Source organism: Larkinella humicola (assembly GCF_008727875.1).
GTDB classification, from domain to species: domain Bacteria; phylum Bacteroidota; class Bacteroidia; order Cytophagales; family Spirosomataceae; genus Larkinella; species Larkinella humicola.
Map to the genome: position 1 here is coordinate 134,208 of NZ_VTWS01000001.1, position 12,121 is coordinate 146,328.

13 protein-coding genes are annotated in these 12,121 nt (G+C 53.7%); 3 read left to right on the forward strand and 10 right to left on the reverse strand.

The window, feature by feature from the left end; translation table 11 throughout:
* Window positions 1-27: 27 nt before the first annotated feature.
* The 7 genes from F0P93_RS00625 to F0P93_RS00655 all read right to left on the reverse strand — a co-directional run bounded on the left by F0P93_RS00625 (window position 28) and on the right by F0P93_RS00655 (window position 6,908).
* Window positions 28-303, reverse strand: coding sequence for a hypothetical protein (locus F0P93_RS00625; protein ID WP_150874457.1), 276 nt, complete (start codon window positions 301-303; stop codon window positions 28-30).
* 68 nt (window positions 304-371) lie between these two features.
* Window positions 372-938: a hypothetical protein gene (locus F0P93_RS00630; RefSeq protein ID WP_150874458.1), complete on the reverse strand. Its 567-nt coding sequence runs from the start codon at window positions 936-938 to the stop codon at window positions 372-374.
* 124 nt (window positions 939-1,062) lie between these two features.
* Entirely contained in the window at window positions 1,063-2,436 is a 1,374-nt protein-coding gene (locus tag F0P93_RS00635) for a hypothetical protein (protein ID WP_150874459.1), read from the reverse strand.
* On the reverse strand, window positions 2,423-2,974 hold the full coding sequence (locus F0P93_RS00640; protein WP_150874460.1) for an RNA polymerase sigma factor: 552 nt from the start codon (window positions 2,972-2,974) through the stop codon (window positions 2,423-2,425). Before F0P93_RS00640 ends, F0P93_RS00635 begins: the two co-directional genes overlap by 14 nt.
* Window positions 2,975-3,049: 75 nt before the next feature.
* Entirely contained in the window at window positions 3,050-4,312 is a 1,263-nt protein-coding gene (locus tag F0P93_RS00645; RefSeq protein ID WP_150874461.1) for an Ig-like domain-containing protein, read from the reverse strand.
* A gap of 177 nt (window positions 4,313-4,489) precedes the next feature.
* Window positions 4,490-6,208, reverse strand: coding sequence for a GMC oxidoreductase (locus tag F0P93_RS00650; protein WP_114408106.1), 1,719 nt, complete (start codon window positions 6,206-6,208; stop codon window positions 4,490-4,492).
* Between the two features lie 109 nt (window positions 6,209-6,317).
* Entirely contained in the window at window positions 6,318-6,908 is a 591-nt protein-coding gene (locus F0P93_RS00655; protein ID WP_225309316.1) for a gluconate 2-dehydrogenase subunit 3 family protein, read from the reverse strand.
* A 430-nt stretch (window positions 6,909-7,338) separates the two neighbouring features.
* Here F0P93_RS00655 and F0P93_RS00660 point away from each other — a divergent pair, with 430 nt between their 5' ends.
* The 3 genes from F0P93_RS00660 to F0P93_RS00670 are packed head-to-tail and all read left to right on the forward strand — an operon-like array spanning window position 7,339 to window position 8,819.
* Window positions 7,339-7,989: an RNA polymerase sigma factor gene (locus tag F0P93_RS00660; RefSeq protein ID WP_150874462.1), complete on the forward strand. Its 651-nt coding sequence runs from the start codon at window positions 7,339-7,341 to the stop codon at window positions 7,987-7,989.
* Between the two features lie 11 nt (window positions 7,990-8,000).
* Window positions 8,001-8,309, forward strand: a complete 309-nt coding sequence (locus F0P93_RS00665) for a hypothetical protein (protein ID WP_150874463.1) — start codon at window positions 8,001-8,003, stop codon at window positions 8,307-8,309.
* 51 nt (window positions 8,310-8,360) lie between these two features.
* Window positions 8,361-8,819, forward strand: coding sequence for an HMG-box domain-containing protein (locus F0P93_RS00670; protein ID WP_225309317.1), 459 nt, complete (start codon window positions 8,361-8,363; stop codon window positions 8,817-8,819).
* Between the two features lie 190 nt (window positions 8,820-9,009).
* Here the strand turns inward: F0P93_RS00670 and F0P93_RS00675 are convergent, their stop codons facing one another.
* From F0P93_RS00675 to F0P93_RS00685, 3 genes are all read right to left on the reverse strand, one after another.
* Complete coding sequence (locus F0P93_RS00675) at window positions 9,010-10,002, reverse strand: 3-hydroxyacyl-CoA dehydrogenase family protein (protein ID WP_150874464.1); 993 nt, start codon at window positions 10,000-10,002, stop codon at window positions 9,010-9,012.
* A 135-nt stretch (window positions 10,003-10,137) separates the two neighbouring features.
* Complete coding sequence (locus tag F0P93_RS00680; RefSeq protein ID WP_150874465.1) at window positions 10,138-11,220, reverse strand: Gfo/Idh/MocA family protein; 1,083 nt, start codon at window positions 11,218-11,220, stop codon at window positions 10,138-10,140.
* A 32-nt stretch (window positions 11,221-11,252) separates the two neighbouring features.
* Window positions 11,253-12,047 (reverse strand): 3-keto-disaccharide hydrolase, encoded by a 795-nt coding sequence (locus F0P93_RS00685; RefSeq protein ID WP_225309318.1) that lies wholly within the window; start codon window positions 12,045-12,047, stop codon window positions 11,253-11,255.
* Between the last annotated feature and the right edge of the window lie 74 nt (window positions 12,048-12,121).

Sequence of the window (12,121 nt, forward strand, 5' to 3'; positions counted from 1 at the left end):
ACTCCCGTTCCGGGAGTTTTTTCATTTTTAGTGCCGAACGGTATCCACTTTCATCACTCCACCCCGCCGAAGCGAGTCGGTGCGGAGTTGCTTCGGATTCGGATCGCCCGTTGGCCGCCGGTCCTCAATTTGTCCCCGGCGCATCCGGTCGCCCTGACGAAGCCGGTTCGTGTCTTTTTTGATCGTATCCTGCGTAACGGTTTGCCCGGTAACAGGATCCCAGAGACGAACCATCCCCGTAGTTTGCGCAGAAATCCCAAAAAGGGAAACTCCGATTAGGCTGGCAATCAGTAGCTTTTTCATGGTTGTAAGGAAAAAAAGCAGACACCGAGTGATGACTGCTTTTCTTGGATTACCTAACTGATTCTCTACTATTTATTTTGTAGCGTATCACGCTTCATCGTCGAATCATTCCGGTTTCTATTTCTCCGGTTTTTGCGGTCGTTCGAATTGTTGGTCGTTCCCTTGGTGTTCATTTCTGAATTCGTCGGGGTTGGGCTGGTCGTAGTCGAAGGATTAGTCGTTGTTGAACCCTGAACCGGATCGGTCTGGGTAGACGTTGGATCGGTCGTACGACGCTCGCGGTTCATCTGACCCTGTTGGTTCATTTGTCCCTGCTGGCCTTGTTGCGTTTGCGGAAATGTAGTGGTTCCGGTCGTTGGAGGCTGCGTTTGCATTTGCGGATTGGCCGTCGAACCGGTAGGCGATTGCGACCCTAAAGTCGTCTGGCCCTGCGGATACGTCGTCGTATTCGTATTTCCCGTCGTACCCATCGACTGGCCGTTCATCCCCTGGGTTTGCGGATTGGTCGTCTGCGTCTGCGGGTTTACAGTTGTACCGGTCGTCGTACCGGCGCCTGTCGACCCGGTCGTGTTCTGCGCTTTGGCGTTGAGGGCAACCGCCACGAACATAGCCCCCATCATCACTAGCTTTTTCATCGTTGAGTTTTGTTTTATGATGGTTGTTTGAACCAAATCAATTATAAAACAAACTCTGATCATACTAAAGTTGTTCGGAAAAATTTTAAATTCCTGAGCCAACGGGACAAGGCTCCGTTCATGTTTAAGGCTGCCAGTGTAATCCGACTACCAGACCATAGCTGTAGGGACGGACGCTGAAACAACGGGAGTTATCACTGATGGCGTTGAGATTATAGACAATTCCGGGTTCAACCTGCAACCGCAACTTCTCCGTTAACTGGCGCTCAATTCCGTAGGAAGCCTGCAAAAAGGGCTGCCAGCGTTGGCTGGAGCGGCCACTGACCAGATAACCCAGACTCCCTCCGATCGCCATCGAATGCCGCAGCCCCGTCGTCTGACCCGGATTCAACTGCCACCGACCGTCTGCGCTCAGGGCCACATATTGCCAGGCGGTTTTTACCCGGTGTTCCACCGATTTGTACAGCGGGGTTAGCTTGATGGTTTGCTGATCGACCCACTCCACTTTGGTCGAATCCGAGTGAAGCGCCCGGGCAGAGTAGGTCATTTCCTGCTGCAATTTCTGATAAACCGCTCCAACCCGTAAACTGAGCCTGCGGTTCAGCGACCATTCGGCCCCGGCCTGCACCCGCAAACCCGTCCGGGCACCCAATGCGGTGGACGGGCGGATTTTCTCCATCACCACATTATCCTGTCGCACAGGCGTCACCTCCCGGAACGTGTACAGGGGCATGACACTGGCGAAAAAAGATGGGCGGGCGGTCAACCACTCTGGTTCGATACCGGGAGCCTGCTGCCTGGCCGGGGCATGAACAGCAGGTAAGGTGGCAACCGGAAACACCAGCCGGGTCGTCTTTCCGGTTATCAATGCGTAGGTCAGAACTGATTCGGTTTGCGGATCAATACGCGTTTGCGGATTGGATGATGGGATCGTAGCGTTTACGTCATAGGCTTCACTTACTCTTTCTTTGTGTACGCTTCCGGTTTGATTGACTATGTTCAGACTCGTATTCTGTTCATTCCTTCGCAGTGACTCCGAACCTGAGCCATCCGGTTTTCGCCGGAATTTTTCAGTTGCCCGGGCGAAAACCGATGATTCATCACCCCGAATCCTGGCAGGGTCGGGAAGGATTTCTGCCGCGCGGGCTGACCTTCCGTTTCGGGATATACGACTCCCGGCCATCGGACGGTTTTCAGAAGCAAGGGTAGTCCGCGCCGTTTCCGTTATTGGGACAGTTTTCCCCGTCGTCGGTGATTGCGCAACGGTGCCTGTCGACGAGGCTGTATACTCCCGGATGCCAACGGTTAGCAGGACCAGAATACCCAGAAAGGCCAGACCCAGGCCAATTCGCCGGCCCACATGACGCACCGGTTTTTCAGCCGATGGCGGTTTTGATCCCCTTAAAATACGTTCCAGAGCGTCTTCGGCCGGTTCAGACTCGTCGTTTTCGAGTCGCTGCCGGAAAATCCGTTCCCACTCCTCTTCAGTAGCTGCCATAGCTGACAATCCCTATTTTCTTCAACTTTTGTTTTAAAACGTCTTTGGCCCGCGCCAGTTGCGACTTCGAGGTCCCTTCCGAAATCCCCAGCATCCGGGCAATTTCCTGGTGGCTGTACCCATCGACGACATACAGGTTGAACACCATGCGATAGCCATCGGCCAGGTCCTGCACCAGCGTGAGCAATTCCTCCGTTGAGATGCGGGCCAGAATGTCGTTATGCTCGGTATTGCTGGTTTCCCAGGCTTCGTCGTAATCGGTTTCGGACTGCTCGTGGTGGTGCTTGTGATACCAGTTAATGGCCGTGTTGACCATCACCCGTTTCATCCAGTTCAACAACCGCTCGGGTTGTTCGATGGTATGAATTTGCTGGAAGATGCGGATAAACCCTTCCTGAAACATGTCCTCCGCTTCCGGGCGAGAATGGGCATAGCGACGGCAAAGGCCCATCATCCGGCCTTTGTGACGTTCGTACAAAGCCGTTTGAGCCCGCGCATCGTGCCGCTGGCATGCCCGCAACAATTCTATTTCAGACAAAGAGTTTCTTCAGGACGACGGTGTATGTACGAATTACAACTTTTCCTTAAACCGACCCAAGTTACCATTTCTACTTCATTGAATGGCAAGATTTACCGTCGCCGACGCCTTGTTATTTTTCACGTCTGTTAATTCATAAGTAAACTGAAAACTTCCTCTGAAATCCAGGGAGGGCCGGTACACAATAGCCCCGTTTGGCAGGACTTCTAAAGCGGCCCCCGATGGATTATCCGTAATGGTCATACTTCGTAAGGGTGAACAAACGCGGTCATTTCCCAACGCATAAATGTAAACAATCCGCTTTTTGGGGTCGGTAGGCAAAATAGCGGCCGAAATCTGCCCATTGTCATTGCGTGCCGTCAACGCACAGTCGGCATCCGAACCGGTGACCGAAATACGGGCCGTGGCTTCCTGACAGTCGCCGGCATCGCAACGCCGGTACGTAAATTCATCTTCCCCTGTATAACCGTTTGTCGGAAAATACAATACCGTATTGTTCTTCAACACCCTTGCCGTGCCCTTACCGGGGGCCTTGACAATCGTAACCGGCAGGTCATACCGGGATTTGCAAAGCTGGTCGTTGGCCAGAACCGGAATGCGCAGTGAATCGGTAATGAACCATTGTTTCCAGTAGATCTGCTCGTCTTTCAGCAGAATTTTACAATCTTTATACGGATCACCGACGCTAATCCGAACCGGACATAAGAATGTGCGGGTTTTTTGCGGGAAAACAGCCTTTACTTTGTAAAAGAAAAAATCAAACCCGTTGAAACCGGGCGCGGGCGTATAACTAATTTCTCCGTTTTCGACCGTTACTTTGCCATGCTCCGGTTGCTGCTGGACAGCCAGACTAGCCAGATCAACCGTGGCATCACAAAACCGGTCATTTTTCAGGACATCAGCCGTAATGGCCTGGTTTTCGGCCGTCCGGTACCAATCCGGAATCGGGCCGGCATTACACGGAATCCGGCTGCTGTCGGCCGCCATACTGATCCGAAACGACCGGGCAAGGCGGGTTTCTTTGCCCGTGCTGACCGCAAACTGGTCTTCACCCACCACAAAAGTGGAATAAGGCGTATAAACCAGCAAACCGCTGCCGCTGAATCGGGCATTACCGAGTCGCGGAGTTTGGGTAATGTACAGCGTTGTGACCGAATTGAGGCCGGAAATGGACGTCAAGTCAATCGCCACCTGCTGGTCGGGCAGGGTATAATATTCTATTTCTTCCGTATCCACGCCGTCGGGGCCGGGTGCAGCATCCTGCGCGATTCGATCGCAAGCCACTGTGCCCAGCAATACCACCGTCAATACCGTACTAAAAAATCTGGATGTAAACATATCACCGTCGAGACAACGCTCTGAACGATATGACAAGGCTGATACCGAAAGGGTTGCAAAAATTAGTGAAGAGTTAAGAGTTAAAAATTAAGAGTTAAAGTAAACCCCATCGGCCAAACAGGCCGCGATGTGTTTCTACTCTTAATTTTTAACTCTTCACTCTTCACTCTTAACTCTCTAAAGGTTTTGCCGCTTCAGCTCCTGCACGGCGTAGTTGGCCGCGCGGGCGGTCATGGCCATGTAGGTGAGCGACGGGTTGACACACGAAGCCGAAACCATGAACGCGCCATCCGTACAGAAGACGTTTTTCACGGAATGCACCTGGTTGAATTTGTTCAGCACCGACTGCTTTGGATCATTCCCCATCCGGGCGGTTCCCATTTCGTGAATGCCCAGACCCGGCCACGAACCGTTATCGTTGATGGTCACGTTTTTCAGACCCGCCGTTTCGAGCATTTCAGCCGCATCGTTGCCCATGTCCTTGCGCATCTTCATTTCGTTTTCCTTGAACTCGGCATCGAAGCGCAGTACCGGCAGACCATACTTATCGGTTTTCGACTTGTCGATCACGACTTTGTTTTCGAAATACGGCAGACATTCGCCAAAGCCGCCGAGGTTCATCGCCCAGGGTCCCGGTTTGGTCATTTCGTCTTTGAAGGCCGCTCCGAAACCTTCGGAAGCCGTACCCCGGCCCCAGTTCATGCGTGAAGCACCGCCCTGGTAGCCAAATCCGCGCAGGTAATCGCGTTTTGCCTGGCCGGGCAGGTTGCGGAAACGGGGCACATAAATCCCGTTTGCCCGACGACCGTAGTAGTATTTATCGCCAAACCCTTCGTAGACACCGCTGGCACCCACCCGAAAATGGTGATCCATCACGTAGTGACCCAGCACCCCGCTTTCGTTGCCCAAACCGTTCGGAAACCGGTTGGAAACCGAGGCCATCAGGATTTGCGTCGACGCCATGGACGAGGCACAGAGGAAAATAATTTTGGCGTTGAACGTCAGTTCTTCTTTTGTCAACTGATCGACCACCCGAACGCCCGTTGCTTTTTTCTTCGCTTCGTCGTAAATCACCGACGTCACGATGGAATGCGGCCGAAGCGTCAGGTTTTTGGTTTTCATGGCCGCCGGCAGCGTGGCCGACTGCGTGCTGAAATACGCACCGAACGGACACCCCCGGCTACACAGGTTCCGGTATTGGCACTGCGCCCGGCCCAGGGCGCTTTGTTGTGCCGTAGGCTTGGTGATGTGTGCCACGCGGCCGATGGTGATCGTCCGCTCCTTGAATTTTTTCTCTACCTCGCCTTTGACGTGTTTTTCGAGGCAATACATATCCATCGGCGGCTGAAACTGCCCGTCGGGCAACTGCGGCAAACCATCGCGTGAACCACTGACACCAATGAATTTTTCGACGTAATCGTACCAGGGCGAAATGTCTTTGTAGCGAATCGGCCAGTCGGCACCCACGCCTTCCTTGATGTTGGCTTCGAAATCGAGATCGCCCAGGCGGTAGCTCTGACGGCCCCACATCAGCGAACGCCCACCCGTGTGGTAGCCGCGCATCCAGTCGAACCGCTTGTCTTCCAGGTACGGATTTTCTTTATCGTTGACAAACAGGTAAGCGGTTCCTTCCGAAACCGTGTAGCCCGTCCGGGCCTGAACGGCCTGTTCCTCGGCAATCTCCGACGTCACCCGCCCCCGGTGCGGAAACTGCCAGGGGTCGGTCATGGCGGTTTTATACCCTTCGATGTGTTTGATGTCTTCGCCCCGTTCGAGCATCAGCACTTTCAAACCCTTCTCCGTCAGCTCTTTCGCTGCCCATCCCCCGCTGATCCCCGACCCGACCACAATGGCGTCGTAGGTAGTGGCTTTGATACTATCTATGTTAAGGTTCATGTTTTTTAATGACGAATAAAATGGATAATGAACAATTTCCGGGACCGCTCAGGCAGCTCCAAATAACGAACGAACCGGATACCCTTCCATTCGTCCTTGTTCATCGACATTAGGTAGCCCAGGCTTTCTGGCCGGGTTTCAGATCAATGCACCCCTGGAACCGGCCCGGAACGGCAATGTAAGCCAGGGCCTGGGTGGCGCCAATTTCCGACGTAAAATACCCGTTCAGCGTCAAGGATTTCAGCGTATTGAAAAAGGGCGTATACCGTTTTTCAGCGGGCATGGAAGCCATGGCCTTGCGTTGTTCGGCGGCTTCGGCCTGCAGTTTCGTCATGATCTCCGTCCGTTGCGTGGCATCGAGCGCCACGAAATTCTTGCTGTAGGAAGCCTGACTCAGCTCATTGGTATGGGCCAGTCCGTCTAAAAACTGCTTCTGATCTTTTTGCGGATAACAGTCTTTCAAGATAATGTCAATGATTTCATTGACTTTGGCGGCTTTCGCACCGGGGGTGCTGGTCGTGGGGATAATGACTTCGGTCATTTCAGCGACCATCGTGTCCTGGTCGGCCGTAAACAACAGAGGCTTTCCGCTCAGGGCCCGTCTGGTGGCCGAGGCTTCGAGCGTATCCGCGAGTGCAGGCAGCGTCAGGGTGGTTCCCATCAAGGCCGCAACCCGCATCAAGGCATCTCTTCTGTTCATACTGTATTGAGTAAAAGATTAGTGAGATTCAAAAAACTAACGGAATAATCCATGACAAATATAGGCAATCGATCGGCTATTTGTATGGCGTTCGGCAGGTTTCATCCGAAAAAGGAAGGTCCCCAGAGCGTATAGTCTTACCGGTTATGCCCCAATACGTCATCCGGAATCCGGGTCATGAATCTGCCAAAAAACCGGTAGAAATGAAATGGATGCGGCATTTTTCTTTTTTCGTTCGCGACCAAAGCGCTGAGACAGGTGACAGGAGGCTCAAAAAAACGTCCTTTCAGCCTCTTGTTACTCGTCTAACTTCTTTACTCCCAAGCCTTAAACGACCTTTCGTCGGGTCCATTGCGCCACTTATCCATTTTTAAGGACTTCAGGCACTGGTGATACAATATCCGCTGTTTTCATCCGACTTCCCTGGTGTATGAGAAACGTAGCGCTGTCTGTCCCCATCAACCCGAAAGGATCGGATCATTCCGGTTCCGATTCCCGGCCACCCGACGGGGCGGCCCGGGCGGTTCAGCGCGAACGCCCCCGCCTGCTGGATTTTATCCGTCGACGGCTCCCGACGCGCGAGGATGCCGAAGACCTGTTGCAGGATGTGCTGATGGACTGGGCCGAAATCGACCGCCGGACGCAACTGCCGTCGCCCACGGAACCGCTGACGCAGCCCATCGAGCATCTGGCCGGGTGGTTGTTTGCGGTGGCCCGGCGGAAAATCATCGACTGGTACCGGAAAAAGCGGACGGTTTCGCTGGAAGATCAATCCAGGGGCTATGCCGACGACGATGGCGAACCGCTGCTGATGGCCAGTTTGCTGCCCGCCAACGACTTGACCGCCGACGAGATGCTGATGCGGGAAGCGATGATGGAAGCCGTCATGGAAGCGGTTTCGGAGCTACCCGCCGAACAACGCGAGGTATTTATCCGGCACGAGATCGACGGACAGAGCTTTCGGGACATGGCCGACGAAACCGGTATTCCGATCAACACGCTACTGTCGCGCAAACGCTATGCGATTCTGTATCTGCGGGAACGCCTGCGGGGCTTATACGAAGAATGGATCATGAACTAAACACAACGACAATGGAACCTCTGTTGATTTTAAAAGGAATTGGCTTTTTAGCCCTCGGAATTGCTCTCTTCATGCTGGTCACGCTGGTCGTCATGCGGCTGTGGAACTGGCTGGTGCCCTCGGTTTTTAACGGGCCGAAAATCCGGTTCGTCCAGGCGCTGGGCCTGCTGTTTCTGACCAGACTGCTGGTGGGCGGTTTTGGCTTCGGCGGTGGGCATGGCGGACACTGGCGCGGGCAACACGGTTTTGACCGCCACCATGCCGCCGTTTGCCAGCCGTATGAGCATCCCTCAAAAACCGAGAAATCGCTCCAACAATAATGCGGTTGAAACAACCCTTCAACCATCAAACCATTACAACCATTTATTACCATGAAACTATTTTGGATTAAACGCGTAGTCGGCGGCCTGTTATTCGCTGTCATTTTTGTAACGGCGGCTGGCTGGGCCGTATCAAGTCTCTGGAACTGGCTGGTGCCGGTGCTGTTTGCCGGCCCGACGATCACCTTCGTTCAGGCGTTGGGCCTGCTCCTGCTGAGCCGGATTCTGGTCGGTTTTCGCGGGGGCTGGGGTGGCCGACGGTGGGGCGGTAGCGGCTGGGGCGGTGGTCCCTACGGTCACCCGAGACACGCTTACTGGCGCGAGAAAATGTCGAACCGCTGGCAGAACATGACGCCCGAAGAACGTCAGCAGTTCAAGCAGCAAATGAAGGAACAATGGAAAGGCGGGTGCGGCCCGCGCGGATTCGGCCGCGGACGACAGCACTGGGGGCCGCAACCGCAGGAAACGGACCCCGGCCATCCGGCGGAGCCTACGGCGACGAAGAGCTAATTTTTAGAAATACAGGGGAAATGAAGAATCCGTTCAGGATTTCATTTCTCTTCCAGGAACAGAGAAGGATGAATATCGAATGAAAAATGATGAATGTTAAATGTAGAAGTACTGGATTGGAAGCCCCTTTTACATTTAACATTCATCATTTTTTATTCGATATTCGTTTTTTGCAATCCTGAAATCGTTTCTACACCGAATCCTCTTTCTCTTTCATTTTTTGCTTCACATAATCAGCCGGATACTGCAAGGCGATTTCACGGATTTTGTAACTAAATTCCGTAAACGTTTCCTCCCAAAGCCGGGCTTCTTCCGGCGTATAGTCATAAAAACCGTGTGCATTGGCGACTCCCCGCCCTCCGCTTTTTACGATGTCGTCGATCAGTTTCGGCACTTCCGTACTGTTGTTGAGCGTGGGCAACAGGTCTTTCATGACGGTATGGTAGGCCGGAACGCCCGTCAAATCCATCCAGCGGAAAACCCCCACCAGCGTCATGAAATAGCCCGCATTGTTGCGGCAGGAACGGTCGACATCCTCCACCGTCGCGTAGCCGTTTTCGACCAGGCTGATGGCTTCCCGGTACATGGCATACATCAGGCGATTGGTGATAAAACCGGCTATATCCTTGCGAACCAGGATCGGTTCCTTGCCCCAGAAGTGGGCCAGTTCATAGAGGTATTCGCCCCGGGAAACCGCACTGCTGTCTCCGCAGATGATTTCCAGAAACCGGGTCGTATGCGCCGGTTCGGCCCAATGCAATCCAAAAAACCGCTCCGGGTGCTGGGTCAGTTTCTGAAGCACACTGATCGGAATGGCCGAGGTGTTGCTCGCCAGCAGCGCATCGGAAGCGATCACCCGTTCCACTTTCTGGTATACCGATTCCTTAATCCCCCGGTCTTCGATGGTACATTCAATGACCAGCCGGGCGGGCCGGAGTTGTTCGTAGTCCTCCGTCAGAATCAGGTTTTCCAGGTACAATTCAGGCTGATTCGTAATCAGTCCTTTCTGATACGACCGTTCGAGGTGTTCTTTGATCCGGGGCAGGGCGGTAACCATGTCAACGGGAATCGGAGCCACCGCAACGACGGGATGACCGGCAATCAATAAACAGGTGGTAATGCTGCATCCCATCAGCCCAAGGCCAACGATGCCGACCGGGATTTCTTGCGGAATTGGGGTCATTAGCTAAAATCTAGTGGTTCAACCGGATACCGACGCAAAAGCGCGGCACAAACGGCCTAAAGGTATTCCGGTTTCAGACAACAGACTACTTTTTCCTCCTTAATTCTGGCACGAAATTTCACCCAAGCCGGGCTTTTACAGGATAACAACCTGACCGGTTCGCACCGATTCATCGCAGGCAAAGGCGATCCGAAGGCTGTTGACGGCATCCTGCATGTGATCGGTCAGGTCGATATCTTCCCGGATTGATTTCAGAAAATACCGCTGCTCCCGGTTACAAAGCTCCTGATGATCAGGTTCGTCCTCCAGATTAATCCACTCATCCGGTTTCGCAAACCGCTCGCTGGCGTCCAGGTCTGCATGGTGAAACCGGATGGATTCCGTTTTGGTATGGGCTTCGATGGACGACGATTTACCAGCGCCCCCGGCTTCTTTGGCCACGATGGAAACACTGCCCTTCGGCCCGAAAACATCTTTGACGAAAAACGCCGTTTCGCTGATCATGGGGCCCCAACCGGCTTCGTACCAGCCCACCGACCCGTCTGCAAACCGGATCTGGAGTTGGCCGTAATTGTAGTTACCCGCCGGTATTTCGTCCGTCAGCCGGGCACCGATGGCGTAGACCTGAACCGGTTTGGAACGCGTCATCTGGCACATCACATCGATGTAATGTACCCCGCAGTCCACAATCGGGCTCAGGCTTTTCATCAGGTTCCGGTGCAGGGTCCACATGGTGGTTTCGCTTTGCTGGTTCAGGTTCATCCGCATCACCAGCGGTTTTCCAAGTTCATGCGACAGGCCGACAAATTTCTCCCAAGACGGGTGATGGCGTAAAATGTAGCCGACCACCAGTTTCTTACCCGCTTTCACGGCGGCTTCCACCACCCGCTCAGCCCCGGCCACCGAGTCGGCCACCGGTTTTTCGATAAAAACATGGCACCCGGCCTCAAACGACTTGACGGCAAATGCCTCGTGCGTGTCCGGGTAGGTCGAGATACACACCGCATCCGGTTTGGTCTGCTCCAGAGCTTCTTCAAAATCACTGAAAAGGGTAAAACCGCCCCCCAGTTTTTCATTTAAAACTTCCTTACTTTTTCCGGTAGAGACAATGCCACAGATTTCAAAGCCATCCAGCCGGTGATAGGCTTGGGCGTGGGATGACCCCATGTTTCCGCATCCCACCACCAGGACACGCAAAGAGGTTGACTGATCAGACATAACGGTTTCGGTTAATCGGTTTTAGGCAAGCGTTATTTCCTTCGTAAAGGAACAAGTTCTACTTTTCTAACGAATAGCTCGGCACCCTCGGATTGAATCTGGATGCGACCTTTCGCGGGTTTCACCTGGGTAGCCTGGTTGACCAGCGTCCCGTTCAGGTAAATCGAAACCGTGTCGCCCTCGGCCACGCAAACCATCGTGTTCCACTCGCCAAGCGGTTTTTCGAGGTCTTTGGCACCCCGAAACCCCTTGACATCCTTCCAGGCCGGATCCCGGTCGAACCAGTCAATCCGGCCGCTGTGGATGGTCAGGGGCGCACCCGATGGGGAGTATACATTTCCCCGGCCTTCCTGTTTGGGTGCTACGGTGGCCGTCAGGGCGTAGTTCTCACTGCCATCGCCCACCACCAGAAAATCACCCGACCCGCCCTCGATGAGCTGGCATTCGATGGAACGCATCCAGATTCCGCGGTACCCGCCATCCGGCCCGGTGGAATGCAACAGGATGCCATTGTCCCGCGCGCGGTCTTCCCGGGGTGCATAGGTTCTGTCTCCCCATTTGAATTCCACCGTCAGCGTATAATTCTCGTACGCCTTGTTGGTAATGATGCTGCCATATTCTTCGCCCGAGACGTGAATCAGTCCGTCGTGTACCGTAAAGACCTTTTTAACATCATTCTCCCGTCCCCGTTTTTCAATAAAGACGTACCACCCCTTCAGGTTTTTTCCGTTGAATAGTTTGACGGTTTTCGACCGCGCCGATTGAGCCGTTGCGTCGCCCGTGGCAACCAACAGGGCGATGATCACCGCCAGAACTAAAAAATTCAAGCCCCTCATTTTCAAGGTGTTTTTTATGCTTTCTGCCCCTAAATCCCCTGAAGGGGACTTGGACGCGAAACCTT

Excerpts from the sequence above, each read along its gene's own strand:
- F0P93_RS00625 (WP_150874457.1), bottom strand. The coding sequence starts at position 303 with ATGAAAAAGCTACTGATTGCCAGCCTAATCGGAGTTTCCCTTTTTGGG.
- F0P93_RS00630 (WP_150874458.1), bottom strand. The coding sequence starts at position 938 with ATGAAAAAGCTAGTGATGATGGGGGCTATGTTCGTGGCGGTTGCCCTC.
- F0P93_RS00635 (WP_150874459.1), bottom strand. The coding sequence starts at position 2,436 with ATGGCAGCTACTGAAGAGGAGTGGGAACGGATTTTCCGGCAGCGACTC.
- F0P93_RS00645 (WP_150874461.1), bottom strand. The coding sequence starts at position 4,312 with ATGTTTACATCCAGATTTTTTAGTACGGTATTGACGGTGGTATTGCTG.
- F0P93_RS00650 (WP_114408106.1), bottom strand. The coding sequence starts at position 6,208 with ATGAACCTTAACATAGATAGTATCAAAGCCACTACCTACGACGCCATT.
- F0P93_RS00655 (WP_225309316.1), bottom strand. The coding sequence starts at position 6,908 with ATGAACAGAAGAGATGCCTTGATGCGGGTTGCGGCCTTGATGGGAACC.
- F0P93_RS00660 (WP_150874462.1), top strand. The coding sequence starts at position 7,339 with ATGAGAAACGTAGCGCTGTCTGTCCCCATCAACCCGAAAGGATCGGAT.
- F0P93_RS00665 (WP_150874463.1), top strand. The coding sequence starts at position 8,001 with ATGGAACCTCTGTTGATTTTAAAAGGAATTGGCTTTTTAGCCCTCGGA.
- F0P93_RS00670 (WP_225309317.1), top strand. The coding sequence starts at position 8,361 with ATGAAACTATTTTGGATTAAACGCGTAGTCGGCGGCCTGTTATTCGCT.
- F0P93_RS00675 (WP_150874464.1), bottom strand. The coding sequence starts at position 10,002 with ATGACCCCAATTCCGCAAGAAATCCCGGTCGGCATCGTTGGCCTTGGG.
- F0P93_RS00680 (WP_150874465.1), bottom strand. The coding sequence starts at position 11,220 with ATGTCTGATCAGTCAACCTCTTTGCGTGTCCTGGTGGTGGGATGCGGA.